The sequence below is a fragment of the Nakamurella flava genome (assembly GCF_005298075.1).
Taxonomy (GTDB): Bacteria; Actinomycetota; Actinomycetes; order Mycobacteriales; family Nakamurellaceae; genus Nakamurella; species Nakamurella flava.
The window spans coordinates 301,741-328,204 of sequence record NZ_SZZH01000006.1; the positions used below are offsets into that span (position 1 = coordinate 301,741).

Sequence of the window (26,464 nt, forward strand, 5' to 3'; positions counted from 1 at the left end):
GGCATCGTCACGTGACGCAACGGCCCCCACCTCTCCGGGGTGGGGGCCGTACGCGTCTGTGACGACCACGAAGATGGGACACCGAGGCCACCGGCTGTGGCTGGTCGGGTACACCCGGCACGCAGCGGCCGTCACCACCCCGTCGAGGCCACGCCTATCCTGGCCAAGGGGTCCCCGCGGCGGTCACATGTCGACGACCGGTGTCAGCCCCCGCTCGACGCCGACCGACCCGAGGAGTTCCGTGACGCCCGTTGTCGTCCCGCTGACGATGAGCACCGTCCAGATGCTCCCGGCGGAGTGCCGGCGGTGCGTGGCGTGGGAACTCGACCCGGCAGGGGCCCGGGTCGCGCTCTCCTCCGGTGACACCGAGTTCGAGAAGGAAGTCTGGCTGTCCGGAGTCATGCTGACGTGGGGATCGGCCGGTCAGGTGATCACCGTCGACGACGAGCCCGTCGGGTTCGCGCTCTACGCGCCACCCACCGCCGTCCCCGGGGCGAACGCGTTCCCCACCTCACCCGTGTCCCCCGACGCCGTCCTGCTGACGGCCGCCCGGATCCGGGACGACCACACCGGACAGGGTCTGGCCCGCTTCCTGATGAACGCCGTGGTCCGCGAACTCACCCGCCGCGGCGTCCGCGCCATCGAGCTCTTCGGCCGCGAGGACTCCGCCACCGAAGCCGAAAAGAGCGAGCCCATAACAGGTCTCGACACCGAAGGAAGACACGGTGACGACGTGCCGCAGTGTCTGGTGCCCGCCGGGTTCGCTCGCGCGGTCGGCTTCACCGTGGTGGCCCCGCATCCCCGCTACCCGCGCCTGCGTTATGAACTCGAACGCGAACTCGGGTGGAAGGCCGAGGTCGAGGCGGCGCTGGAAAAGCTGTTCACCACCATCACCGTGCCCGGTTCCCCGAGCCCGTTCCGCGAACTCGCCGGTGCCACCGCCAGCACGGCAGATCCGGTGCAGGTCAACGGATCTCGGGCCGAGACGACGACAGGCGCCCGGCCGGAGCCGAGCGCCTGTCACCGGAGGGTCAGCGAACCGCCGCGTCGTGGATCATCTGCTCGTGAGCCAGGAGATCCGAGAAGCTGAAGGTCCCGGTGTGCGGGTCGTCGCGACCGTCCAGGTACAACCGCTTCACCGCGACGAGCAGGCCGTCGGCCAGCCGGTTACGGAAGTCGTCGTCGAGCAGCAGTGAGCGCTCGTAGGGGTTCGACAGGTACCCCATCTCGACCTGCACGGCCGGCATCTTGGTCAACCGCAGGATGTCCCACGGGCGGTGGTGCACCCGGCAGTCCATGAACCGCGTCCGGGAGACCAGTTCGCGTTGGACCAGCGCGGCCAGCGTCTCCCCGATGGTGGACGTGGCCCCGGAGTCGGTGCCGAAATGGAACGTCGCGATCCCGCAGGCCTGCGGCGACGGCGAGCCGTCGATGTGCAGGCTCAGCAGCAGATCGGCGCCCAGGGAGTTGGCGTACTCGGCGCGCTCCTCGGGGGACGGGTTGCCGTCCTCGTCGCGGGTCAGGAACGTGGTCATCCCGGCGGTCTGCATGCGGGACTGCAGACGGCGGGCGACGTCCATCACGAGATCGCTCGCCCGGGCCGAACCGTGCTGCCACCCGGCGTCGGCCCCACCGTGCGCGGGGTCGAGCACGATGCGCTTGCCCTGCAGGCGGGGACCGGACATCTGGATCAGCTGGTGCTCGCGGAGGTACTGCGGGCGGCCACCGGTGACCATCCGGCCGATACGGTTCAGTTCGCGGTAGGTGGCGGCGCCGAACACGCCGTCCTCGTCCAGGCCGCGGTGCCGCTGGAACTCGCGGACGCACCCGTCGGTCAGCGGACCGAAGATGCCGTCCGGCCGGCCGGTGTTGTAGCCGAGCTCGGCGAGCCGGGTCTGCAGAGCCATGACGTCGTCACCGGTCATGACGGCCGACAGCGTGTACGCCAGCGAGCGGTCACCCAGCTTCCAGCGGGCATCGGTGAGGGAGCGCACCGTGACCGGGCCGACGACCCCGTCGACGATCAGGCCGCGCAACTGCTGGAACGAACGGACCGCCCGATCGGTCGCCGCGTCGAACTCGGCGTACCGCCGGTCCTCCTCCGGTGGCGCCGCGAGCAGGTTCAGACTCGCCAACGCATCCCTGATATCGGCTACTGCCGGTCCCCGGTCGCCGCGTCGCAGCATTGTTCTCCTCGGATCAAGGGTCGACCCATCCGGATGAACCGGACAGTCGTCAACCCGCACTGTTCGGACCACCGACGGGATGACGTCCGACCACTCGGACCCGCCGACGATGCCGTGCCGTGTGGTGCCGTTCGCCATTGTGCCCCGCTGGGGGACACCTGGCCGTGGGTGACACCCGAAAGCGAGTCACCCGACAGAGGGCACCGCAGCCGATGTCAGCCGAGACACAGCCGGCTGTGAGACGCATGAGGGGCCGCCGGGTTCCCCCGGCGGCCCCTCATGACGTGACGATCAGGCGATCAGGCCAGCACGTCGGCGAACTCGGCCAGCAGAGCCGCCTTCGGCTTGGCCCCCACCACGGTCTTCACCGGCTGCCCGCCCTGGAAGACCATCATCGTGGGGATCGACAGGATCTGGTACTGCTGGGCGATCTCCGGGTTGGCGTCGATGTCGACCTTGGCCACCGTCACCTTGTCGGCGTTGGCCTTGGCGATCTCCTCGAGCACCGGGGCGACCATGCGGCACGGACCGCACCACTCGGCCCAGAAATCGACGATGACGGGCTTCTCGGACTGCAGGACGTCCTCGGTGAACGTGGCGTCCGTGACCTTGACGGTGGCCATGGCTTTCTCCTTCGGGCTTGGTGGGTGCGGTGACGGTGGACGGGACGAGCGGATCAGACGCCGGCGGAGACGGCGTCGTCGGTGCGGTCCGCGACGTGCTCGGCCGGCACCTCCAGACGCGGGTGGGCGGCGACGTAGTGCTGGGCGTCGAGGGCGGCGGCGCAACCGACCCCGGCGGCCGTGATGGCCTGCCGGTAGGTGTGGTCGACGACGTCGCCGGCGGCGAACACCCCGGACGCACTGGTCGCGGTGGAGACGTCGGAGCCGACCCGGTGACCGGTCAGCACGTAGCCCTCGTCGTCCAGTTCGATCTGCCCGGTGAACAGCGACGACCGCGGGTCGTGGCCGATGGCGACGAACAGGCCGGTCGCCTCCACCTCGGTGTGCTCACCGGTGCGGGTGTCGGTCAGCCGGACCCCGGACAGGGTGGTCTCGCCGTACAGCTCGGAGACGACGGCGTTGGTGACCCAGCGGATCTTCGGGTTGTTGCGGGCCCGGTCGAGCATGATGGCGCTGGCCCGGAACTCCTCCCGGCGGTGCACGATCGTCACGGTCGCGGCGAAACGGGTGAGGAAGGTGGCCTCCTCCATCGCCGAGTCACCGCCGCCGACCACGATGATGTGCTGGTTGCGGAAGAACGAGCCGTCGCAGGTGGCGCAGGCGGAGACGCCGCGGCCGATGTACTGCTGCTCGTTCGGCAGGCCCAGGTAGCGGGCCGCCGAACCGGTGGCCAGCACCAGCGCGCGGGCCCGGAAGGTCTTGCCGTCGACGGTGACCGTCTTGACCGCGCCGGTCAGGTCGACCGCGTCGACGTCCTCGGAGCGGAGATCGGCGCCGAAGCGTTCGGCCTGCTCGCGCATCTTCAGCATCAGGTCCGGTCCGAGGATGCCCTCGGAGAAGCCGGGGAAGTTCTCGACCTCGGTGGTGGTCATCAGGGCCCCACCGAACTGCGAGCCCTCGAAGACCAGCGGCTCCAGCTCGGCCCGCGCCAGGTAGACGGCCGCGGTGTAACCGGCCGGGCCGGACCCCACCACGATGACGTCCCGCACGCGGTCGTCGGCCTGCTCGCCACCGGCCGGCACGGATTCGCCGCTCGGCAGGGAAACCAGGCCGGAGGCCACCAGGCCGTTGAAGCTGTCGGTCACGTCGCATCCCTCGATCTCGTGAACTACCCGGGCCGCGACGACCCGGCGGACGATGGGCCCGCCCGACGATCATCCCTGGCGGAACCGGTCCCGATGCACGTCAACGCAACCTTACCGAGCGGCATTCCCCACTCCGGGTGTCGAGCGCGGGTCAGCTGCCGGTGATCGAGACCTCGGTGATCTTGCTCTGGAACTGACCGTCCGACGTCGGGGCCATGGCGGTGAGCCAGACCAGCAGGTACTTGGACTGCGGAGCGTTGTTCAACTGGATGGTCTTCGGGTCGTTGTTGTCGATGACCGCCGTCCCGATGACCGTCGTCTGGTCGAGCGTCGGGGTGGCGCTGGTCGCCGACCGCACCTCGATGCTCGTCTTCGGCGCGTTCGGGCTGGTGCCCGCCGGCACGGGGCTGGTGACCGTCACCGTGGCCGGGGTGACCGGCTTCTCGAGTTCCAGCAGCAGCCCGACGCCGGGCTTGAGCGTCGGGAACTGCTGCTTGTAGACCCACGTGAGCCAGGCCGTGTCGGGGTTGCCGTCGAAGGCCCGGTCGACGTACGAGGCATAGTCGGCCTTGCCGTCCCCGCCCGGATCGAAGACCGTGCCCTTGACGATCTTCACCGGGCCGGCGGTGGGGGCCGCGGCTGACGACGTACTGGGTCCGGGGTCGGCGGCCGCGGTGGTCGTCTCGGCCGGCGGCGCCTCGGCGGCCGTCGAGGACGAAGCAGCGGCACTCTCCACCGGCGCGACGTTCCCGACCGAGGCCAGCACCTGCTTGGTCACCCCGCCGGCAGCCACCACGATCAGCACGGCCAGGACGACCAGCACCGCCGAGGCCATCGACAGCTTGATGCGGCGATCCCGGACGAGCCGGCGGTCAGCGGCCGACAGCGTACGGATGACCGGTTCGTCGACCGGCGCGACCTCGTCCTTGTCCGGGGTGCGCAGCAGGGTCGCGATGGCCGCCATCGCGTGGATGCCGTTCGGCTCGTCCGGGTGCAGGGCGTGCTCGGCCAGCGCCGACAGCGCCTCGGGGACCTCCGGCCGGACCTCGTCGGCCGGCAGCTCGCGGCCCAGCCGGGTGGGGGCGGCGGGGATGGCGGCGGCCGTCCGGCCCGACCGGGACTCCGAGGTGCCGAACTCGGCGGCGTGGTCCAGCGGCTCGGCCAGCGGCCAGGTCCCGGTCACCATCAGATAGAGCAGTGCGCCGACCGCGCGGATGTCCTGGTCGGGAGTGGCGGTCCCGTGCGCGATGACGTGGGAGATCCGCACCTGGCCGTCGAAGTTGACCCGGACCAGCGACGGGTTGATCGCCCCCAGGGCGATGCCGTTGCGATGGGCCTCGGCCACCGCGTCGGCGACCTTGCCGGTGATGGACGTGGCCACGTCCGGGTCGAGCGGGCCGGCGCTCAGCAGATCCGTGACGGTGGCCCCGTCGACCCACTGACCGACGACGTACGACTGGCCGAGGTCGGTGCCGACGTCGAGCGTCTGCGGAAGGCCGATGTGGTGCAGGCGCCCGGCCCGCAACGTCCGGGCCACCGTCGCCGACGTCCCGGTGGTGTCCGGGAGGATCGTGACGGCCATGTCACGGGGCAGCACGGTGTCCTTGGCCCGCCAGAACCAGTTCCCGTTGGCGTCGGCCGAGATGAGGCTGACCAGCCGGTACCGGCCGCCGACCACGGTCCCGGGGGTCAACCGGGACGCGGCGTCGCCGGCCGTTCCCGGAGCGGCGTGGGCACCCGGACGGGTCGCCGGCAGGGTCAGCTCCGCCTCCCCGGTCGCCGGATCGTCCTGGCTCTGTTCGTCCCGGTCGGAGCCGTCGGCGGTGGGCTGCGCGGTCCCACCGTTCACGGCGGCCAGCGGCACGGCGACCGTGGCGGTCGCGTCGTCCGCCGGCGGCTGGTCGCGGTCGGCGCCCGGGCCCGTGGGTGTGGGTTCGTCGTCGTTGCGCACCGGTGGTGACACCTGCTCCCCATGGCTGTTGCGGTCGTCGGACGGTGGTTTCTGGGTGGTGGTGCCGCGGCGCAGAACCCGGCTCGCGAGGCCGGTGATCCGGCGGCGGAGCGGGATCAGCTCGGGCACCTTGAGCAGCGTGGCGACCGCGGCGATGACGATCAGGCCGACCAGGCCGGCCACCAGGATGTACAGCAGAGCCTCACCGGAGGAGTCGACCGCCCCGGTGACGACCCGACTGCCGGCCAGCAGGGCCGCCCCGGCGCCGGCCAGCCCGGCGAGGGTCATCTTGGCCGCGGTGAGCAGGGTCCGCCGGGTGTCCATCGAGCCGTACCGGTGCCGCAGCCACAGCTCACCGACGATCGCCCCGACCAGGTACGACAGCGCGGTCGCCGCCGCCATCCCGGGGATGATCAGCCGTTCGTCCAGGGCAACACAGGCGATCAGCAGCGGGATCCGGACGCCGACCATGACCGCATTGATCAGGGTCGGCGTCCGGGCGTCCTTCATGGCATAGAAGACCCGCATCTGCACGAGGGTCATCGCGAACGGCACCAGGCCCAGGGTGAGCGCGGCGAGTGTCGCGCCGAGTTCGATGGTGTCCTGGAGGCTCACCCGGCCGTATCCGGCGGCGAGGATGGCTAGTGAGGAGGCCAGGACGACCATGCCGGCGGCGACCGGAGTGAGCGCCACGATGGACAGTCGGTTGGCCAGGGCGGCGTCGCTCTTCATGGCGTCGACGTCGCCGGCGGCGGCGTTCCGGCTCATCCGCGGCATGATCGCCGTCAAGAGCGAGACGCCGATGATCCCGTAGGGCAGCTGGAACAGCAGCGACGCGAACGTATAGACCGCGACCCCGCCGACCACGTCGCCGGCGATGTTGGTCAGCACGATGTACCCGGCCTGGGAGACCAGCACGTAGGCGACGGCCCACAGCAGCAGCTGACCGGCCTCGGTCAGCCGCTTGTCGCCGCCCCACCGCCAGCGGAAGCGGAAGCCACTGCGCAGCAGGGCCGGGATCATCACCAGCGCCTGCACGACGATGCCGGCCGTGGTGCCCAGGCCCAGGAACAGCACCTGGGCGGTGGTGAGCCCGGAGAGTGCGTCGCCCCCGTTCGGCGGCCAGGTGACGACGAAGCCGATGCCGACCGCGATGACAATGACGTTGTTGACCACCGGCGCCCAGGCCGGGACGCCGAACTTCTCCTTGGTGTTCAGGATGGCCCCGAACAGCGCGGCCAACCCGTAGAACAGGATCTGCGGCAGCAGCAGCACGGCCAGGTGGTTGGCCAGGTCGATGTCGACGACGGTGTCGCCGCCCAGGTAGAGACGGGTCAGGAGCGGCGCGGCGGCAATGGCCAGCCCGGTGGCGGCGATGAGGCCCACGAAGGCCGCGGTCATCAGCCGCTGCGTGTACAGCTCCCCGCCGTCCGGGTCGCTGCGGGCCCGGGACAGCAGCGGGATCGCCACCGACGTCAGGACGCCGCCGATCAGCAGCTCGAAGACGATGTTGGGCAGCGTGTTGGACAAGGTGTAGGCGTCGTTGGCGACGCCGAAGCCGAGCACGGCGATGAGGACGACCTTGGCGCCGAAACCGGTGACCCGGCTGACCAGGGTGGCGATGGCCATCACCAGGCCGGCGCGGATGACCCCGCCGGTGCGGGCCGTCTTCATCCCGGAGATGTCGTCGGGGCTGGTGCGGTCGGCCGCGGCGATCTGCGCGGGTACCTCCGCGCCGACCACCCCGGCGGTGACGGTCTCCTCGGCGAGCAGTCCCGGGTCCGGCGGCGGCGTCGGGTCCGGGGATGCGACGGCTCCGCGGAGGGGGCGGTGCTCGCCTCGTCCGTCGCTCACTGGCCCTCCGCTCACTGCTCTTCCGTCCCTGTCGGCCGCTGTGCGGGCCCGGTCATCCTGGTGTCCGGTCCGGCTCCCGGTCGCCGCCGTCCTCGTCCGTCACTGGTGGTTCGCCGGCGGCCTCCGCGGCGATCCGGGCCCGCCGGGCCTGCAGGCGCTGCCGGACCCGCAGCACGACCATGATCAGCAGCACCGCCCCGGCGACCGCGATGATCACCACGGTGACCGCCCCGAACGCCGACGATTGCACCGAGAGTGGCACGGTCTGCCCCCAGACCGCGCCGTCCGCGCCGACGACCTGGGCCGAGACCTGGAACTGACCGGACCGGCTGACCTCGGTGGCGATCCGGAAGGGCACCGACCGCCCGGCCGGCACGACCTGCGGTTCCGGGTCGGTGGCGTCCAGACCCACGTACTCGCCGCCGACGATCCGCACGGTGACGGTGACGTCGTACGGCAACGTGTTCTGCACGGTCACCAACAGGGGGGAGGACGACGAGGCCAGTGTGTAGGTTGCGTTCGTCGTGGCGATCCGCACCCCGCTGTGCACCTCGTCCAGGGTCGCCCGGACGGTGTCGAGGTTCGCTCGTCCACCCGTCGGGCGGCTCCGGTAGGCCGTCGATCCCGCGGTGAGCAGGGCCTGGTCGAGGGCGTCCAGCACCGGGGCCGGGTCCTGGGGTTGGGTCTGCGCCGCGAACGAGGCCCGTAGCTGCGCCACTTCGGCCTGCGCGGTGCGGACGGCGTCGAGGTAGCCGGCGTCCAGTTCGGCGTTGCGCGCCGACTCCGGGTACTGCAGCGTCGCAGACGTGGTGGCGCGCCCCAGGGTGGTCCCGAGGTCGACGCCGCTGATCAGGCCGCCCTGGCCGAGGGTGACGAGCACGTCCTGCAGTCGCTGAATCGACGCCAGGCTGGGCGACCACTGGCGGTTGGGCACGATGATCGCGGTCGCTGGCGTGCGGCCCGAGCTGGTCGTGCTCTCGTCCCGGATCTGCTGGTAGAGCAGTCCGGTCAGCGCGTTGACGCGCACCGACCAGTTGTTGCCCGATTCCTGGCCGGCGAGCACCGCCAGATCGCCGAGACCGCCGCTCTGCGCCAGCGCCGCGCGCAGGCCGGTGTCGGCGCCGCCGTCCGTCGTGACGACCACGGCATCGGGCTGCGATCCGTCATCGGCGCCGCTCACCCCGGCGGCGGCGAGGATCGTGCCGGTGAAACCGGCCTGCCCCAGGAAGGTGGCGGTGGCGTCGTCCAGCAGGCCCTGCGCCGGGAAGGCGGTGGTCGTGGTGAGACGGGCCGCCAGATCGGTTCCCAGGACCCGCTCGGCGACGGCCTGGCCGGCGGTGACGGCGCCCGGGATGTCGGCGGTCAGGCCGCTCCGGGTCAGGGCGACGGTGTCGGGGTCGGCCAGTGGCAGCAGCAGGGTCGGGAACCGCTGGACGACTGTTCGCAACCCCTCCAGGTACCGCCGGGCGTCCGCGCTGCCCGCGCCGGTGGTGACCTGGTTGCCGTCGGCGCCGACCGCGGTCGTGCCGGTGCCGGGCGTCGCCGCTCCGGTCGTCGTGGCCGGCGCGGCCGAACCGGACGTCGTCGGGCTCGCCGACGAGCTGGCCGGGACACTGCTGGTCGGGGTCCCGGACGATCCGGAGGGGGTCAGGGCGAGCGGCTGCTGCGGCCCGGTCAGCACCTCGTAGCCGCCGCTCATCCGGTCCAGCTCGTCGAGCAGCTGGGGGTCGAGCACCAGGGTGATCGCCCCGGCCGGCAGTTGCTCGGCCGTACTGCCCCGCAGGCCCTCGAGCAGCACGGCGAGGCGACCACCGGGGGCGATCGCGGTGGCCAGGTCGTCGTTGCGGAAGACCCCGCCGACCCCCAGGTGCGGGGTGTCGACGAACGGCCACAGCATCCCCACCCCGAGCGCGCCGACCGTCGGCTCGCTCGGAGTGCTGCTCGACGACCCGGGGACCCCGAGGACGGGCAGGACCAGGTGCAGTTCCCCGACCCGGGCGGCCAGCGGACCGGACTCCAGGGCCACGTCGCCGTTGACGTTGAGCAGCAGGGGGTAGACGCCGGCGCTCTGCACCCCGATACCCCCGGTGCCGCTGAGCGGCACGGTGGCGGTGAACGGCGCCGACTGCCCGGGGTCGAGCCGACCCAGCAGCGAGCTGAACCGCGGCGGCACGGCCGCGGTGGGTTCACCGGGTTCGCTCAGTTCGCGTTCCAGGGCGGCGGTCGAGTCGACGGCGGTGCCCCGCTGGAAGCGGTAGATGAGGTCGGTGATGGCCTCGGACCCGGTGTTGGTGACCGACCCGGTGACGGTGACCGAGGTGGGACCGGCCGTGGTGACCAGGACGGGGTCGACGGAGTCGACGGTGAACGCGAGCCGGCCGGCGTAGTCGTCCTCGGGCGCGGTGCGGGTCAGCGATCCGGCGGCCAGGGCCGGTCCACCGGCGGCGATCAGCAGCAGCGCCGCGACCATCAGCAGGATGGCCGCCCGGGCCGCGCGACGCAGGGCGCCGCGACCTCGGATCACGCCGTTGCTGCCAGCAGCTCGACGGCCCGGCGGGCCAGTCGTCTCTCCCCGGCGTAGGCGAGCCGGGCGTCGAGGTCCGCGAGCGGGACCCAGGCGACCTCGGTCACCTCGATGTCGTCGTCGGACAGCTCGCCGTCGACGGCCTCGAGGAGGAAGTGGTGGACGCGTTTGTGGACGAGCCGTCCGGCGGCGACGAACGTGTAGTCGACGCTGCCGAGACTCGCGGTGATCCGCCCACAGATCCCGGTCTCCTCGGCGACCTCGCGGACGGCGGCCTGCTCGGTGGTCTCCCCGGCCTCGATGTGTCCCTTGGGCAGGGACCAGCGCAGACGCCCGCGCCGGTCGAGCCGGCCGATGAGGGCGGCCGCCGCTGCTCCGTTCGCGGTGCGGACGACCAGCCCGCCGGCGGACGTCTCGTCCGCGGCCCGCCGACGCCGGATCGGCGTCGGGGTCGGCTCACGGTCGGCGGGCATCCTGCGATGGTAGTGCGGCAGGTCCCCGTGACCGGGGAGGACGGTCGCCCGCCCAGGTCACTGCGACGGCAATTCGGGGGGCCGGCGAGCTGCCGGCCCGTAGACTCGCGCGACGTGCCGTCCCCCGTTGACCCGACTCCTCCCGCGACCGGTCCTTCCCCGGCCGGCGCCCGTCCCCACCGGCTCGACGCGTTGCAGCAGGCCGCGGTGGCCGGGCTGATGCGGGTGGCGCCGGTGGCCGACGAGCTGGGCCAGCGGTTCACCGCCGCCGGGCACGAACTCCACCTGGTCGGCGGCTCGGTGCGGGACGCCCTGCTGGGCCGGCTCGGCGACGACCTCGACTTCACCACCGACGCCCGCCCGGAGCGGGTGCTCGAGCTGGTCGAGGGCTGGGCCCACTCGACGTGGGAGACCGGGGTGACGTTCGGGACCGTGGGCGTGAACCGGGGCGGGCTGCGCCTGGAGATCACCACGTTCCGGTCCGACGTCTACGACGGTGACACCCGCAACCCGGTGGTGACGTTCGGCGACACCCTGGAGGGCGATCTCGGGCGGCGGGACTTCTCGGTCAACGCGATGGCAGTGTCGGTGCCCGGGCACAAGTTCGCCGACCCGTTCGGCGGGCTCGACCAGTTGGCGACCAAGGTGCTGGACACTCCGGGCACTCCGGAGCAGTCGTTCCACGACGACCCCCTGCGGATGCTGCGGGCCGCCCGTTTCGTCTCCCAGCTCGGCTTCACCCCGGCGCCCCGGGTCGTCGCGGCGATGACGGCCATGGCCGATCAGATCACCCGCATCACCGCGGAGCGGGTCGGGGCCGAGCTGAACAAGCTGCTGCTGGGGGCGCATCCGCGGGCCGGTCTGGCGTTGTTGACGCAGACCGGGCTGGCCGATCACGTATTGCCCGAGCTGCCGGCGCTGCGGCTGGAACGGGACGAGCACCTGCAGCACAAGGACGTCTACGAGCATTCGCTGACCGTGCTGGACCAGGCCATCGCCCAGGAGGAGGACGGCCCGGACCTGACGCTGCGGTGGGCGGCGCTGCTGCACGACATCGGCAAGCCGGCGACCCGCCGTTTCGAGCCGGGACAGGGCGTCAGCTTCCACCATCACGAGGTGGTCGGGGCCAAGCTGGTCCGCAAGCGGCTGCGGGCCCTGCGGATGCCGAAGTCGATGATCGACGACGTCGCCCAGCTGACGTTCCTGCACCTGCGGTTCCACGGATACGGGACCGGGGCGTGGACGGATTCGGCCGTCCGTCGCTACGTGACGGACGCCGGTGATCTGCTCTCCCGTCTGCACAAACTGGTGCGCGCCGACTGCACGACCCGCAACCCGCACCGGCGGCGGGCGTTGCAGCGCTCCTACGACGACCTGGAACGGCGGATCGGCGAGATCGCCGCGGCCGAGGACCTCGCGCGGGTCCGTCCCGATCTGGACGGCAACGCGATCATGGAACTGCTGGGCATCCCCGCCGGGCCGCTGGTCGGCAAGGCCTGGAAGTTCCTCAAGGAGCTGCGGCTGGAACGGGGCCCGCTCGATCGGGACGTCGCCGAGGCCGAACTGCTGGCCTGGGCTCGCGAGCAGGGGATCACCCCGGCGGCCGGTGCCGCCGGGGATGCCGACGGTCAGTAGCCGTGGTCCAGGCCGCCCTCGTGCGGTCGGATGCGCTCGCGGAAGACGTAGTAGTTCCAGATCTGGTACCCGATGATCAGCGGCAGGAAGATCCCGCCGACCCAGGTCATCAGGACCAGTGTGTAGTGCTCGCTGGCCGACCCGTCGATGGTCAGGCTGAACGCCGGGTCGAGGGTGGACGGCAGCACCTGCTGGCGGGTGAACAGCGAGATGAAGATGGTGATCGTCGAGAAGACGATCGTCGCGCCGCTCATCGCGAACGCCATCCGGTCCCAGTGCCGGGTCAGCGCCAACCAGATGCTGGCCAGGGTGACGGCGGAGATGACCGGGAAGACCCAGGGCAGCACGCCGAACGAGGTGAACAGGCCCTTGCCGACGTAGCCGAGCCAGACGAAGGCCAGGATGGCGACGGTGGCCAGCGCGCCCCAGAGCAGGGCGGCCTTGCGGGCACGGACGTACAGCACGGTGTCGGTGTGCAGCCGGAGCAGCAGGAACGTCGCGCCGTGCAGCATGAACAGCAGCAGCGTGCCGAGCCCGCCGACCACCGAGAAGAGCGAGAAGTTGTCGCCCAGCCCGCCGACGGCGCGCCGGTCGCCGTCCAGGGCCAGGCCCTCGATGAGCTTGGCCATGACGACGCCCCACAGGAACGAGGGCACGAGGCTGCCGAAGAACGACGCCCAGTCCCAGGCGTTGCGCCAGACCTGCTTGTCGACCTGGTTGCGGTACTCGAAGGCGACCCCGCGCAGCAGCAGGGCCAGCAGGATGGCCACGAAGATCGGGTACATGCCGCTGAACAGCGCGCCGTACCAGACGGGGAACGTGGAGAACATGACGCCGGCCGCGGCGATGACCCACACCTCGTTGCCGTCCCAGAACGGGCCGATGGTGCCGGTCAGGGCCCGTTCTTCGGCCTCGGTGCGGGCCAGCAGCGGGCGCAGCAGGTCGACACCGAAGTCGAAGCCCTCCAGGAAGAAGTAGAGGGTGAAGCAGACGGCGATCAGCCAGAACCAGAGGTTGACCAGGGTCATGATCAGAGGCTCCCGCTCCGGTCGGAGTCGCTGGGGCCCTCGCTGTAGCTGGGGGCCGGGGCGGCGACGATCTCGGCGGACGGCTTGTGGTCGATGCCGGCCCGGGCGGTGACCGACAGCAGGTAGATGTCGAGGCCGATGAGGGCCAGGTAGATCGCCCACAGTCCGATGAGGCCGACCAGCACCTCGGTGAAGCTGTTCGGACTGACGCCCTGGTCGACCCGCAGCAGGCCGTAGACCATGAACGGCTGCCGGCCCATCTCGGTGGTGATCCAGCCGAAGAAGTTGGCCAGCCAGGGCAACGGCACGATCCACACCAGCCAGCGCAGGAACAGCCGGTTGGTCAGCAACCGGTCCTTGCGCCCCTTGCGGCCCCACCACCACAGGGCCAGGCCGCCGAAGGCGGTGGCCAGCAGCACCATCCCGATGCCGACCATGAGCCGGAACGAGTAGTAGACGGGGGCGACGGGCGGGATGTAGTCGCCGGGGCCGTACTGCTGCTGGTACTCCTCCTGCAGCCGGATCATGCCCTCGTAGGACGAGTTCAGGGAGTTGTCGGCCAGCACCGACCCCAGGAACGGGATCTCGATGTTGAAGGTGTTCCGCTGCCCCTCCTGGTCGATCACCGCGATGGCCGACCAGGGTGCGGGGGCCTCGGAGTCCTCCCACTGGGCCTCCATGGCCGCGAACTTCATCGGCTGGTCCTCGCGCGCGGTCTGCGCGGCGGTGTGGCCGCTGAGCGCGGAGAACAGGGTGCCGACGGCGCCGACCACCAGCCCGAGCTTGAGGGCGGGCCCGAAGATCTCGACGTGGTGCCGGCGCAGCAGGTGGTAGGCGGCCACGCACAGCACGAGGAACGCGGCCACGGTCCAGGCACTGCCCTGGACGTGGAAGAAGTAGATCCAGGCCTTGGGGTTGAAGACGACGTCGGAGAAGCTCGTCAGGATGGCCTGACCGTTCTCGATGCGGTAGCCGACCGGGCGCTGCATCCAGGCGTTGGCGACGATGATCCAGAACGCGCTGACCTGGGTGCCGATGGCGACCAGCCAGATGCTCGCGAGCCGGACCCAGTGCGGCAGCCGGTCCTTGCCGAACCACCAGAGCGCGATGAACGTGCTCTCCAGGAAGAACGCCATCAGCACCTCGAGGGCCAACGGCACCCCGAAGATGTTGCCCACGAAGCGCGAGTACTCGCTCCAGTTCATGCCGAACTGGAACTCCTGGACGATGCCGGTCACCACACCGACCGCGAAGTTGATCAAGAACAGGTGACCGAAGAAGTTGGTCATGTTCTCGTAGCGCTGCTCCTTCTTCGCGTAGGAGAGCGTCTCCATGATCGCGATCATGAAGGCGAGCCCGACGGTGAGCGAGACGAAGAAGAAGTGGAAGATGCTGGTCGAGGCGAACTGGAACCGCGACAGGCCGATGACATCCATGGTGGGCAGAATTCCCTATCTGCGGCCACTCAGCCTGTTGGCAGTCGGGGAGCGCCGACGACGCTTCGTGGTGACGTCAGACCACCACGTCAAAGGTTGTGCCCTCCCCCGACGGACCCACAGCTCCGATCCAGGAGGGTCAGGACACCTCCGTGACGTAGGAGAACCAGAACGTCCCACCGGACTGCACCAGGAAGGTGAAGGACACCGGTACGGATTGGCCGGGGTCCAGCCGGCCGTTCGGCAACGGAACCGAGTACGTGGTGTTCAGACCGCCGGTGGACAGCACCGGGGCGGTCGGGCTCAGGTTCTGCACGGTCACCGCCTGGCCCCCGACGTCGAAGGTGGTCGTGGGACTCGACGGAGGGGCAACGACCAGAGATGCCGGACGCGTCACGCCCGGCCGCGGGATGCCGTTGGCCTCGCTGATCGACGTCAGTCGGACCCGCATCGCGGTGATCGGCACAGCCGAGCGATTGGTGACGACCCGGTTGACGGTGAGGGTGGTCGCCCCACCCGGGGTCCGGGTGACGATGCGATTGGGTGATGCCGCGACATCGGCGGCCCCGGCCAGCAGGGTCGACGGTGCCGCTCGGGTGGGAGCCGGGCTGTCATCGCCGATCGGAGAGGGCGCCCCGATCATCGAGGGCACCCCGCCGACCGGACCGCCGGCGCTGGACACCAGCGCGAAGTCGGCCACGTTGTCGCCGGTGTTCTGCAGTCCGTTGCCACCCGACCTGAGACGAACCCAGGCGTACTGCTGTGTGGGGGAGCCGGCGAGGGCGGGGAGAGCGGTGCCGCTGTGCGGACCGGTGAGCGGTCCGACGGCATCGGTCGCGGTGGTCGCGGGGTCCGGTGCGACGACCTTCAACCCACCCGAGCCCAGTGACGGCACCGTCGTGTCCGCCGGGGTCGTGCTGGTCAGGGAGTATCCCGCGGCGGCGACCAGGTGGGAGCGGCCCGGAGCGACGGTGCCGGACGCTGCGGCCAGTGGGACGGTGGTCCCGCTGCCGGTGACGATCTGGTAGCCGACGAGGGGGATCGGGCTGGTTCCGGTGTTGGTCAGCACGACATAGCCGTCGGTGGCGCCGCCGGGGCCCGACTGGCGGAACTCGGACACGACCAGCGAACCGGGTTGGGCCAGGACGGAGACCGAGGCGACCGGTGAGGTCGAGGCCAGATGCGTGCTGTCGCCGAGGTAGGTCGCGGTCACGTCGTACGCACCCAGACCCGGTGGAGTCCAGGACAGCGCCGCCGTTCCGTCGGCGGCCACCATGGCGGTCCCGATCGCGACCGTCGACCCGGTGGATGGACCCGACGTGGCCGTGGCGGCGAATCGCACCGATCCGGTACCGATCGGCGTCACCGCGGCGGAGACGGTGATCGGCTGGGCGACCCGGGTCGATGCGGGGGCGGTCACGGTGGTCGCGGTGGCGCTGCCGGCCTGATGCAGAACGGTGCAGCCGATCGAGCTGGTGGACAGGGTGTCGACCTGGAATCCGGTGGCGCCCTGGTTGGTGACCGACACCGCAGCGCCGGTGGACAGGTCGCGACAGGCGGCGTTGGCCCCGTTCTGTTGCACGACGGTGGCGCCGGCGGGGACCTGGTCGGTGATCGTCACCGGGGTGTTGGCCGATCCCGGGGCGGCGCCGACGGTGAAGGTGGTCCCGCCGGTGTCGTCAGTCGTCCCCGTGCCCGGGGTGACCGTCGCGTCCTCGGGAACCGCGGCCCCGAAGATCCAGCCCGGCTGGACGGTGGCGTTCGCGGCGGTGCCCCCGGCCGGGATCAGCTGGGAGACGACCGACACCGAACCCTTGCACTTGCTCAGAGCCTGGGCGCGGAGTGCGGCGCCGGCCGCGGCGTAATCGCTGGTCAGGTAATAGTCCGAGTTGACGGTCCGGCCGGAGATGGCGGCAAGATTCTCGGCCGCCGAGGTGATGCCGGGGCCGACACCGACGGCCACCACACGGGTGCCTTCCGCCTTCAGCGCGTTCGCCGAGAACACCCCGTTCTCGAACTCCCGCGCCCGGGTCGCCGATCCCGGGCCCTGCGCGTACTCGGGATTGTTCGGATACCACGTCGGGTTGGGGGGCAGACCGTAGAAGGTCGGATTGCCGTCGGTGATCATCATGGCGATGTCGTAGTGATGCTCGTTCTCCGCGACCTGGGCCAGGCCCCGGTCCCAGTTCGTACCCCCGCCGACGGTGGTCCCGCTGATCCAGCCGTTGACCGCGTCGGCGCCGGCCTGGGTGGACACCGCCGTCCGCGGCCGGTTCTGGTTGCCGGTCGTGTTGGCCGGTGAGTTGTTGGAGAACGTGTACAGGCTGACGTCGGACGGAGTGCCGACCAGAGAGTTGACCAATGCCCGGCCGGCTCCCTGCAGATCCGGCAGGTTGGCCCCGACCGAGCCCGACACGTCCAGGATCAAAGCGACCGACAGCCCGCAGCCGGCGAGGCCGGGGTTGATCCGGGATTGCTGCCACACGCCACCCGAGGCGAGGGGAGTGGTGTTCCGATTGGTCGGATCGCTCATGAACCCGGCGTTGGTGGTGCTGGCGCCGGTTCCGGACCGGTAGACGGTTCCGGCGACCATCTGCGGAGTCTGGAAGGCGTAGGGCGTCGCCACCGGTGTTTGGCCGGAAGAGGTCTGGGTCCGGACCACCCCGTTGGCGTACCAGCCCGACGGCGCGCTGATCTGCTTCACGAAGAAGCGGGCGTTGACGTTGGCTCCACCGGTCTGTGTGTCGGGCACCGTGAACGAGCAGTCGCCGGCGGCGTCAGCGGTGCACACGGCCCACGTGGGATTGACCGGGTCGGACGACGTCACGGCGGAGAACAGTCCGAGCTGCACGCCCGGCAGCGGTGTCACTCCGGAGACGCCGGTCCGGTCGCCGCCCGTCTTGACCGTGACGACCGAGGTGGTCGCGGTCGCCGCGGGGACCGCGGCGTCGGCCGGGGAGATCGAGGGCGCAGCGGCGGTGCCGGCACCCAGGCCGGCCACCACCAGACCGGCGGTCAGGGCAACGCTGACAATGCGGCGGGCACGGCTGCCGTGCAACGGACTGCGGGTCACCAGGGCTCCTGGAAGGTCGCCGACTCGTGCCACCGCAGTGCTGGGTGATCACGGGAGCCGAACGTGAGGCGGCACCGCCGACGCAGCACGACTGCGCATCGGAGCCGAACGGGACCAGTCCATTGCATCCTCGCCGGCATCCCGACCACCACCGGGCGGTTGAGTGAAGGTTCGCCGACGTCATGACCGGACCGTGGTCGGGCCGATCACGCCATGGACCGCGGGCGGCTCGGATGGTGTGACCATTCGGCCGATGAGGATGGCAACGGGGCCCACCCCTTGACCGGCGTGGGGCGGAGGGATAGCGGCATGCTGTCCGACCTCCCGGTCGGAGCGGGTCGGTGAGGCCTCAGACCGCCGCGGCGGTCGACGACGGTGTCCGCCGCAGCCTGCTCATCATGACGCCGTAGCCGATCCCGGTGATCAGGAACAGCCCACCGACCAGGAACACCGGCGCATAGCCGTGCCCGTTGTAGGGCACGAGCACTACGCCGAGCGCGAAGGCGCCGACGTAGCACACGTTGTTGAGGGTGTCGTAGAGCGCGAAGACGCGGCCGACGTAGGCGTCGTCGCTGTCCTGCTGGACGACGGAGTCCATGCAGACCTTGCTGGACTGGTAGGCGAACCCGACCACGAACGCCGCGATCAGGGTGGAGATCAGGGTGAACTGGCTGCCGGCGGCGGCGGCGACGATCGCGCAGACGCTGAGCATGATCGCGACCCAGCGGGTGCGGCCGAGCTTGCGGACGGTCGGGGCGGTGACGACGGCGCCGAGGAACACCCCGAGCGCACCGAACCCGAGGACCTCGGCGATGCCGGACGGCCCGGTCCGCAGCACGCCCTGGCTCTCGGTGAAGTAGTGCTGGAACAACAGCAGCACGACCATCGTGCACAGGCCGAACCCGAACCGGACGATCATCACGACGACCACGGCCAGGCCGACGGTCGGCCGCTGGACGATGTGCCGCAGCCCGCTGGTGAAGCCCAGCAGCACGGCGCGCAACGGCTCGGCCGGCTCGTCGGTCTCGTCCGGTCCGAGGGCGGTGCGCCGGTACCGGGTGGCCAGCAGGGCGGCCAGGCCGTAGAACACGGCGACGGTGGCGGTGATGAAGGCGGCGTCGCTGACCGACCCGCCGAGGGCGCTGCGCAGGGCGATCGCGTACCCGCCGCCGATGGCGGTGGCCACCGCCCCGACGGTAGTGGCAAGTGCGTTCGCGCCGACCAGGGAGTCGCGGGCGACGGTGTGCGGCATGGATGCCGAGAGGCCGGATCCGACGAAGCGGCCGACGCCCATGATGAGCAGGGCGGTGCCGAACAGCACCGGGCTGGGCCAGTTGCCCCACACCTGAGCGGCCGCGAGGAGCACGAGGACGGCCCGTAGGACGGTCGCCCAGACGATGACCTGCCGTCGGCTCCACCGGTCGAGCAACGCTCCGGCGAACGGCCCGACCAGCGAGTACGGCAGCAGCAGGACGGCGAACCCGGCGGCGATGGCGGCCGGTTCGGTCTGTCGTTCGGGGCTGAACAGGATGATGACGGCCAGCGCGCCCTGGAAGGCGCCGTCACCGAACGAGCTCAGCAGGCGGACCAGGACCAGGCGGCGCAGCGACCGCACCCGCCACAGGTCACGCAGTCCCTTGACGGAGGGTCGATCGGTGCCGGCCGACCCGGGGTCCGGCAGGGTGGCCACGACGGGGCGCGGACCGTGCGGCCGGTGGTGCGGGTTGCCCCCGTCAAAGCCGGGGGTGTCGGTTCCGCTGGGGCCGGGTACCGCTCCGTCGGCTCCCGCCGCCGCCACTGTGGTGGTGGCGGTTCCCGGGTGCGCACGGCCGGTCCCGGAGCTGCGGGGACGGGGCGACTCGGTCACGAGATCAAACGGTACGCGTGGCCCGCGGCCGCATGCTCGCCCCAGGACGCTTTCCACCGGTCGAGGGCCGGGCACAATATGCGGCGATGACTGCGCACGAGGGGTTCGAGCCCGGTGGGGCGGGCAACAGCGCGCTGCGCCCGGGTGCGCTCCTGGTGGCGACCCCGGAACTGGGTGACCCCAACTTCCGTCGCACCGTCGTCTACCTGGTGGCGCACGGCGAGGACGGCACGGTCGGTCTGGTCCTTAATCGGCCGAGTGAGACGGCCGTGCACAACGTGCTGCCCGAATGGGCGCCGCACGTCATCAAGCCGCAGGCGCTCTACGTCGGCGGGCCGGTGCAGACGAACGCGGCCATGTGCGTCGGCGTGTGCCGGACCGGGGTGGACCCGCGTCGGCTGGACGGGGTGATCGGGGTGACGGGGCCGGTCGTGCTGGTCAATCTGGACGCCGACCCGGCAGAGCTGTCCCCGTCGTTGCGCGGGGCCCGCGTGTACGCGGGCCGGGCCGGGTGGAGCCCCGACCAGCTGGCCGGTGAGGTGGCGGAGGGGGCCTGGGTCGTCCTGCCGGGCCTGCCGGACGACGTGCTGGCCGGGCCGCGGGTCGATCTGTGGTTCCGGGTGCTGAAGCGGCAGGGTTTCCCGTTGGCCTGGTTGGCCTACCACCCGCAGGACGTCACCCGGAACTGAGTCCGTCCTGATCAGGCCTGATGAGTGGTGCGGGGAAGCTTGCTGATGGCGCAGCCGCCGCCGCTGCAGTCGCACCCGCCGCAGCTGGCCCCGGCGGTCGGACGGCGCGCCGGGATCGGGACGGTGCGGGCGGCCTTCTCGCCGAGGGTGCCGCCGGCGACCAGGAGGCCGAGGGTGCCGATGACGCCGAGTACGGCCATCACGATGGCGGTCAGCGTGGGGGGTTGTAGCGCCAGGATCAGCACGCCGAGCACGAGGCTGACGACGGCGGCGCCGGCGACCACGGGGGCGGCGACCCGGTTCGCGGTGGCGAACGCGTCCTCACTGGCCAGCGCGGCCGGGGTGTGGACGCCCAGGCGACCCTCCCGGCGCAGGGTGCCGATCCAGCCGGCTCGGGCGGTCACCGCGCACAGCAGGCCCAGACCGATCAGCACGACGGCGAGCGGGATGGTGAGCAGGAACGGAGCGGACACCCTGTGATGGTAGCCGCGGGCCCCCGGACCCTCGCCGCTCCGCTGCGTCGCGATCGACCGGCGAGCGGGACGAAGCCGGACCCACCACCGACGACCAGGAAGGCCCCCCGTGCGACTCGACCCCCTCGACCCACCCTCCCCGGAAGCGGCCGACCTGGCGGCGGCGATCGTCGCCTCCCGGGCGAGGGCGCTGCCGGGTGTGCAGGTCGCCGACCCCGACGGGAGACTGCAGGGCCCGTTCGCCTGCCTGCCGTACACCCCGCCACTGAGCCGCGCGGTCCAGCAGGTGGGATCCGAGCTGCGTCGGTCGACCCGGTTGTCGAGCGCGGTGACCGAGGCGGTGATCCTGTCCGTCGCGACCCATTGGCGCGCGGACTACGAGTGGTACGCCCACGCCCGGTCGGCGGTCGAGGACGGCAGCCTGGACCCCGAGGACCTCAACCGGATCGCGGCCGGGGAGCGGGGGCTGGCCGACCCGGCGGCGGACGTGGCCAGTGCCTTGACCCGCGAGCTGCTGGCGACCACCGCGGTGTCGGACGGGCTCTGGTCCGAGGCGCGGACCGCGCTGGGTGACCGTCGAGCCGTCGAGGTCGTGCTGTTGGCCGGCTACTACTCGTCGCTGGCGATGCTCATCCGCACCTTTCACACCCCGTTGCCGGCGGGGGCGCAGGTACCCCCTGAATGGAACGACCGGACCGCGTGACCGGGATGCGGTGATCGTCGTCGTCGTGTCGGCGGCTGGGCGGTCGAGTCAGTACGGACACCGACGTCCCCTCCCGGCGGTACCATCGGCGCATGTCAGCGGTACTGCTTCTTGCCGGGCCGCGCTGATCACCAGGAGCTGGTCGCCCTCCGGGGTGGCCGCCGGTCGGCGCGGCGATCCCTCCTGAGCCTCAGGAGGGTTTTTTTGTGCCCGGGGTTCAGGCAGACGGACAGGCCGACTGAGTTTGCAGACAGCAGTGCGAGGAGAGTCGAGAACGGTGTCGAACAGCGTGACGGATGCGACGGTGGAGATCTCGGGAGGCGTGGGCGACGCGCCCCCGTTCCGGTACACCCCGGAGCTGGCCGGGCAGATCGAGAGCCGCTGGCAGCAGTACTGGGCCGACCACCACACCTTCGAGGCGCCGAACCCGAGCGGCCCGCTGGCCCCGGTGAGCCCGGCCGAGGTCCCGGCCGACAAGACCTACCTGCTGGACATGTTCCCGTACCCGTCCGGGCAGGGCCTGCACGTCGGGCACCCGCTGGGCTACATCGGCACCGACGTCATGGGCCGCTACCTGCGGATGACCGGCCGAAACGTGCTGCACACCATCGGTTACGACGCGTTCGGTCTGCCGGCCGAGCAGTACGCCGTCCGCACCGGCACCCACCCGGCGACGACGACCGCGGCCAACATCGCCCGCTACCGTGAGCAGCTGTACAAGCTGGGCTTCGCCCACGACCAGCGGCGCAGCGTGGCCACCACCGATCCGGAGTTCTTCCGGTGGACGCAGTGGATCTTCCTGCAGCTGTTCAACGCCTGGTACGACGAGTCGGCGGGTCGGGCGCGGCCGATCGCCGAGCTGGTCGTCGAGTTCGAGTCCGGCGGCCGGCCGACCCCGGACGGCCGGCGCTGGTCCGAGCTGAGCAAGGTCGAGCAGGGCAAGGTCGTCTCCGACCACCGGCTGGCCTACGTCGACGAAGCGCCGGTGAACTGGTGCCCGGGCCTGGGGACGGTGCTGTCCAACGAGGAGGTCACCGCCGACGGCCACAGCGAGATCGGCAACTTCCCGGTGTTCCGGCGGAACCTGCGTCAGTGGATGATGCGGATCACCGCCTACGGCGACCGGCTGCTGGACGACCTGGACCGGTTGGACTGGCCGGAGTCGGTGAAGTCGATGCAGCGCAACTGGATCGGCCGCTCCTACGGTGCCGCCGTGACGTTCCCGGTGGCCGGGACCGAGGAGAGCTTCGAGGTCTACACCACCCGCCCGGACACCCTGTTCGGCGCGACCTACGCCGTGCTGGCCCCCGAGCACCCGCTGGTCGACGCGATCACCGCCGCGCAATGGCCGGAGGGCACCGACGAACGGTGGACCGGCGGCGCGGCGACTCCGGCCGACGCCGTGGCGGACTACCGGCTGGCCGCGTCCCGCAAGTCCGACCTGGATCGGCAGGAGAACAAGACCAAGACCGGCGTCTTCACCGGGGCGTTCGCCGTCAACCCGGCCACCGGTGGCCGGCTGCCGGTCTTTGTCGCCGACTACGTGCTGATGGGCTACGGCACCGGCGCGATCATGGCCGTCCCCGCGCAGGACACCCGCGACTGGGAGTTCGCCACCCCGTTCGGGCTGCCGATCATCCGCACCGTGCAGCCGCCGGCCGACCATCCGGACGACGAGCCGTTCATCGGTGACGGGCCGGCGATCAACAGCGCCAACAGCGAGATCTCGCTGGACGGGCTGAGCGTGGCGCAGGCCAAGGCGGCCATGATCGAGTGGCTGGTCGCGAAGGGCTTCGGCCGCGCGCAGAAGCAGTACAAGCTGCGGGACTGGCTGTTCTCCCGGCAGCGCTACTGGGGCGAGCCGTTCCCGATCGTCTACGACGCCGACGGCGTGGCCCATGCGCTGCCCGACGAGCTGCTGCCGCTGGAACTGCCGGAGGTGGCCGACTACTCGCCGCAGTCCTTCGACCCGCAGGACGCGACCTCCGAGCCGGTGCCGCCGCTGGCCCGGGCGACCGAGTGGTCCACCGTCGAGCTGGACCTGGGCGACGGTGTCCAGACGTACCGGCGTGAGCTGAACGTCATGCCGCAGTGGGCCGGGTCCTGCTGGTACGAGCTGCGGTACCTGGATCCGACCAACACGCAGACGTTCTGCGACCCCGAGGTCGAGCGGTACTGGATGGGCCCGGACCCGGCCCGCCTGGGTGACCCGGGTGGCGTCGACCTCTACGTCGGCGGGGTCGAGCACGCGGTGCTGCACCTGCTGTACTCCCGGTTCTGGCACAAGGTGCTGTTCGACCTGGGCCACGTGTCCAGCGAGGAGCCGTTCCGGCGGCTGTTCAATCAGGGTTACGTGCAGGCGTACGCGTACACCGACGAGCGCGGCGTGTACGTCCCGGCCGACCAGGTCGTCGAGACCCCCGGTGCTGACGGCGATCCCGTGTTCACCTACGAGGGCCGGCCGGTCAGGCGTGAGTACGGGAAGATGGGCAAGTCGCTGAACAACGTGGTGACGCCCGACGAGATGTGCGATCGCTTCGGGGCGGACACGTTCCGGCTGTACGAGATGGGCATGGGCCCGATGGACGTGTCCCGGCCCTGGCAGACCAAGGACGCGGTCGGGTCGCAGCGCTATCTGCAGCGGTTGTGGCGGCTGGTGGTGTCCGAGCAGACCGGTGAGGTCGTCGTCGCGGATGTCGAACCGGACGCGGAGACGCGGAAGATCCTGCACCGCACCATCGACGGCGTCCGGACCGACTACGCCGCGATGGGCTACAACACCGCCATCGCCAAGCTGTACATGCTGACCAACCACCTGACGAAGTCGTCTTCGCCGGTGCCGCGGTCGGTGGCCGAGGCCCTGGTGCTGATGACGGCGCCGCTGGCCCCGCACATCGCCGAGGAGATGTGGTCGCGGCTGGGGCATTCCGGATCGCTGGCCCACGGCCCGTTCCCGGAGGCCGACCCGGCCGAACTGGTCGAGGACGCCGTCGAGTACCCGATCCAGGTCAAGGGCAAGGTCCGATCGCGGATCACGGTGGCCGCCGACGCGCCGGCCGCGGTCATCGAGGCGGCCGCGCTGGCCGACCCGAAGATCGTCGAACTGCTGGCCGGTGCGACGCCCCGCAAGGTCGTCGTGGTGCCCGGCAAGATGGTCTCGATCGTCCCGTGACCCGGTTCCTGGTCGGCTGTTACACCGACGGCGACGGTGGCGAGGGCGTCGGCCTGACCGTCGCGTCCCACGATCCGGCGTCGGGTCGGTGGACGGTCGAGCAGCCGGCGGTCGCCGGGGTTGTCGCGTCGCCGACCTACCTGGTGGCCGGCCCGGAGGGTCTCGCACTGGCGGTCAGTGAGGTCCCGGACGGCGTGGTGTTCGCCGTGTCGGTGGCGGGAGTTGTTGGGGCGGATGTGGTCTCGACCGGTTCGACCGGTGGCGAGTTTCCCTGCCATCTGGCAGTCGACCCGTCGGGGCGGTGGGTGGTGAGTGCGAACTACGGCTCGGGCAGCCTGTCCGTCCACGCGCTGACGGCGGACGGCATCGGCGCGCGGACCGCGCTGGTCGAGCACACCGGCAGTGGCCCGAATGTCGATCGGCAGGCCGGCCCGCACGTCCACATGATCCATTTTCTCAGCGAGACGTTGCTGCTGGCCGTGGATCTGGGTGTGGACGCCATTTTCGCTCACCGGCTCGACGGTGCCACCGGTGCGCTCACCGAGGTGCAGCGGTCGGCCGTGCCGGCTGGTTTCGGACCCCGACATGTGGTGTCGCTGCCCGGTGACCGGCTGGCCGTCGCCGGTGAGCTGGCGGGCGAGATCGCCCTGGCCAGGGTCGATCTCAGCACCGGTGCGGTGACGGTGCTGGATCGGCATCCGGGTTCGGCGGCGGGTGAGCAGTACGGTCCGAGTGCCATCCTGGCCATGGCCGATGGCCGTTTCGTGCTGCTCGCCAACCGCGGCCCGGACACCGTCTCGTCGTGGCGGGTGGACGGGGATCGGCTTGCCGCGGTGGACGAAATCCCCACGGGCGGAGCCAATCCCCGCGACATGACGCTGGTCGGGGACCTGCTCTACGTCGCCAACCAGGACGACCACACCATCACGGTCATCGAGGTCGATCTGGCGACCGGGGATCTGCGTCGACGTGACGAGGTGCTCAGTCTGCCGAGCCCGACACGGTTGCTGCCGCTCTGATCAGGCGTACCGCACGACATTGAGCTGCCGAGCGAGGTCGTCCGCCTCCGCAGGGTCTGTTCCGGCGACGCCGGGATAGAACCACTTCTCCCACACCGCGATGACGTCGCCCGCCGTGAGCGGGGTGAGGCTGTCAGTACGACCGAGCATTTCGACGAAGTCGTCGATCTCATTATCGTATTCGTCGGTGGGACAGCCCATCTCGAGCAGGCCTACCGGGTCGGCAGTGTCGACGACGGCCTTGACGCGACTGCGCAGCGATCGGCGTTGCGGGCCGGTGGGTGACCGCTCGGGTCTCGGAACTTGAATAGCCACCTCATCAACTATTGCCGAACTTATTTCGGTCATGAAACCAGTATGCGCGGAGAGTGATCTCTGGGTCGCGTAATTGAACATTATGTGACCCAGAGATTCGGACTCGGGTACCGTCCAGACCATGACCCCGGCCCCGGTTTCCCGCCGCCGCACGCGGCGATCGGAGCTGTGCGTGCGGTCCGGGGGTGTCTCCGTCCATCGACCGGGGCCGCCGCGATCGGTCGCCGGGTCATCGGCCGGGCGGGTGCTGTCACCGTGACACTTCTCCCCACTCGACCATTCGAGCCGGCGGTCGGCG

The 26,464-nt window shown here is 70.9% G+C and carries 18 protein-coding genes; 6 read left to right on the top strand and 12 right to left on the bottom strand.

The genetic code is table 11. From position 1 onward, the window contains the following. Positions 1 to 241 precede the first annotated feature (241 nt). Positions 242 to 1,090 (top strand): GNAT family N-acetyltransferase, encoded by an 849-nt coding sequence (locus tag FDO65_RS19385; protein WP_137451371.1) that lies wholly within the window; start codon positions 242 to 244, stop codon positions 1,088 to 1,090. Here FDO65_RS19385 and FDO65_RS19390 read toward each other — a convergent pair. From FDO65_RS19390 to FDO65_RS19415, 6 genes are all read right to left on the bottom strand, one after another. Then, the gene (locus FDO65_RS19390; RefSeq protein WP_137451372.1) at positions 1,032 to 2,186 is read right to left on the bottom strand and encodes an N-acetylmuramoyl-L-alanine amidase; all 1,155 of its coding nucleotides are present in this window, start codon (positions 2,184 to 2,186) and stop codon (positions 1,032 to 1,034) included. The two genes, FDO65_RS19385 and FDO65_RS19390, sit on opposite strands and share 59 nt — an antisense overlap. Before the next feature lie 299 nt (positions 2,187 to 2,485). Next, positions 2,486 to 2,809, bottom strand: coding sequence for a thioredoxin (gene trxA / locus FDO65_RS19395; protein ID WP_137451373.1), 324 nt, complete (start codon positions 2,807 to 2,809; stop codon positions 2,486 to 2,488). Between the two features lie 53 nt (positions 2,810 to 2,862). After that, on the bottom strand, positions 2,863 to 3,891 hold the full coding sequence (gene trxB, locus FDO65_RS19400) for a thioredoxin-disulfide reductase (protein ID WP_137451548.1): 1,029 nt from the start codon (positions 3,889 to 3,891) through the stop codon (positions 2,863 to 2,865). 214 nt (positions 3,892 to 4,105) lie between these two features. Next, positions 4,106 to 7,759: a murein biosynthesis integral membrane protein MurJ gene (gene murJ / locus FDO65_RS19405; protein ID WP_137451374.1), complete on the bottom strand. Its 3,654-nt coding sequence runs from the start codon at positions 7,757 to 7,759 to the stop codon at positions 4,106 to 4,108. Positions 7,760 to 7,811: 52 nt separating this feature from the next. Beyond that, on the bottom strand, positions 7,812 to 10,283 hold the full coding sequence (locus FDO65_RS19410; protein ID WP_137451375.1) for a DUF6049 family protein: 2,472 nt from the start codon (positions 10,281 to 10,283) through the stop codon (positions 7,812 to 7,814). Then, entirely contained in the window at positions 10,280 to 10,756 is a 477-nt protein-coding gene (locus FDO65_RS19415; RefSeq protein WP_137451376.1) for an NUDIX hydrolase, read from the bottom strand. Before FDO65_RS19415 ends, FDO65_RS19410 begins: the two co-directional genes overlap by 4 nt. A gap of 6 nt (positions 10,757 to 10,762) precedes the next feature. On the opposite strand from FDO65_RS19415, the gene FDO65_RS19420 reads away from it, so the two are divergent. Next, positions 10,763 to 12,391, top strand: a complete 1,629-nt coding sequence (locus FDO65_RS19420) for a CCA tRNA nucleotidyltransferase (RefSeq protein WP_205850177.1) — start codon at positions 10,763 to 10,765, stop codon at positions 12,389 to 12,391. Here the strand turns inward: FDO65_RS19420 and cydB are convergent. The 4 genes from cydB to FDO65_RS19440 all read right to left on the bottom strand — a co-directional run bounded on the left by cydB (position 12,385) and on the right by FDO65_RS19440 (position 19,618). Continuing rightward, entirely contained in the window at positions 12,385 to 13,419 is a 1,035-nt protein-coding gene (gene cydB / locus FDO65_RS19425; protein WP_137451377.1) for a cytochrome d ubiquinol oxidase subunit II, read from the bottom strand. The genes FDO65_RS19420 and cydB overlap by 7 nt on opposite strands. A gap of 2 nt (positions 13,420 to 13,421) precedes the next feature. Continuing rightward, complete coding sequence (locus FDO65_RS19430) at positions 13,422 to 14,855, bottom strand: cytochrome ubiquinol oxidase subunit I (protein WP_137451378.1); 1,434 nt, start codon at positions 14,853 to 14,855, stop codon at positions 13,422 to 13,424. A gap of 139 nt (positions 14,856 to 14,994) precedes the next feature. Continuing rightward, positions 14,995 to 17,928, bottom strand: a complete 2,934-nt coding sequence (locus tag FDO65_RS19435; RefSeq protein WP_137451379.1) for an Ig-like domain repeat protein — start codon at positions 17,926 to 17,928, stop codon at positions 14,995 to 14,997. A 349-nt stretch (positions 17,929 to 18,277) separates the two neighbouring features. Beyond that, positions 18,278 to 19,618 (bottom strand): MFS transporter, encoded by a 1,341-nt coding sequence (locus tag FDO65_RS19440; RefSeq protein ID WP_166442299.1) that lies wholly within the window; start codon positions 19,616 to 19,618, stop codon positions 18,278 to 18,280. 263 nt (positions 19,619 to 19,881) lie between these two features. Here FDO65_RS19440 and FDO65_RS19445 point away from each other — a divergent pair, with 263 nt between their 5' ends. Next, positions 19,882 to 20,484 (top strand): YqgE/AlgH family protein, encoded by a 603-nt coding sequence (locus tag FDO65_RS19445; RefSeq protein WP_137451381.1) that lies wholly within the window; start codon positions 19,882 to 19,884, stop codon positions 20,482 to 20,484. Positions 20,485 to 20,495: 11 nt separating this feature from the next. Here the strand turns inward: FDO65_RS19445 and FDO65_RS22325 are convergent, their stop codons facing one another. Beyond that, entirely contained in the window at positions 20,496 to 20,957 is a 462-nt protein-coding gene (locus FDO65_RS22325; RefSeq protein ID WP_166442300.1) for an SdpI family protein, read from the bottom strand. Between the two features lie 109 nt (positions 20,958 to 21,066). Between FDO65_RS22325 and FDO65_RS22330 the strand changes: the two genes are divergently transcribed. The 3 genes from FDO65_RS22330 to FDO65_RS19460 all read left to right on the top strand — a co-directional run bounded on the left by FDO65_RS22330 (position 21,067) and on the right by FDO65_RS19460 (position 25,851). Beyond that, positions 21,067 to 21,660 carry a carboxymuconolactone decarboxylase family protein gene (locus tag FDO65_RS22330; protein WP_166442301.1) on the top strand — a complete coding sequence of 198 codons (594 nt, stop codon included), beginning with the start codon at positions 21,067 to 21,069 and terminating at the stop codon, positions 21,658 to 21,660. Positions 21,661 to 21,970: 310 nt separating this feature from the next. Beyond that, complete coding sequence (leuS, locus tag FDO65_RS19455; protein ID WP_137451550.1) at positions 21,971 to 24,832, top strand: leucine--tRNA ligase; 2,862 nt, start codon at positions 21,971 to 21,973, stop codon at positions 24,830 to 24,832. Then, complete coding sequence (locus FDO65_RS19460) at positions 24,829 to 25,851, top strand: lactonase family protein (RefSeq protein ID WP_137451383.1); 1,023 nt, start codon at positions 24,829 to 24,831, stop codon at positions 25,849 to 25,851. The genes leuS and FDO65_RS19460 overlap by 4 nt, the downstream gene beginning before the upstream one ends. Here FDO65_RS19460 and FDO65_RS19465 read toward each other — a convergent pair whose 3' ends face one another. Beyond that, on the bottom strand, positions 25,852 to 26,199 hold the full coding sequence (locus tag FDO65_RS19465) for a hypothetical protein (protein WP_137451384.1): 348 nt from the start codon (positions 26,197 to 26,199) through the stop codon (positions 25,852 to 25,854). Positions 26,200 to 26,464 lie beyond the last annotated feature (265 nt).

Bases quoted from the DNA above. Each gene is read 5' to 3' on its own strand.
- FDO65_RS19390 (WP_137451372.1), bottom strand. From the start codon at position 2,186: ATGCTGCGACGCGGCGACCGGGGACCGGCAGTAGCCGATATCAGGGAT.
- trxA (WP_137451373.1), bottom strand. From the start codon at position 2,809: ATGGCCACCGTCAAGGTCACGGACGCCACGTTCACCGAGGACGTCCTG.
- FDO65_RS19415 (WP_137451376.1), bottom strand. From the start codon at position 10,756: ATGCCCGCCGACCGTGAGCCGACCCCGACGCCGATCCGGCGTCGGCGG.
- FDO65_RS19420 (WP_205850177.1), top strand. From the start codon at position 10,763: ATGGTAGTGCGGCAGGTCCCCGTGACCGGGGAGGACGGTCGCCCGCCC.
- cydB (WP_137451377.1), bottom strand. From the start codon at position 13,419: ATGACCCTGGTCAACCTCTGGTTCTGGCTGATCGCCGTCTGCTTCACC.
- FDO65_RS19430 (WP_137451378.1), bottom strand. From the start codon at position 14,855: ATGGATGTCATCGGCCTGTCGCGGTTCCAGTTCGCCTCGACCAGCATC.
- FDO65_RS19445 (WP_137451381.1), top strand. From the start codon at position 19,882: ATGACTGCGCACGAGGGGTTCGAGCCCGGTGGGGCGGGCAACAGCGCG.
- FDO65_RS19465 (WP_137451384.1), bottom strand. From the start codon at position 26,199: ATGACCGAAATAAGTTCGGCAATAGTTGATGAGGTGGCTATTCAAGTT.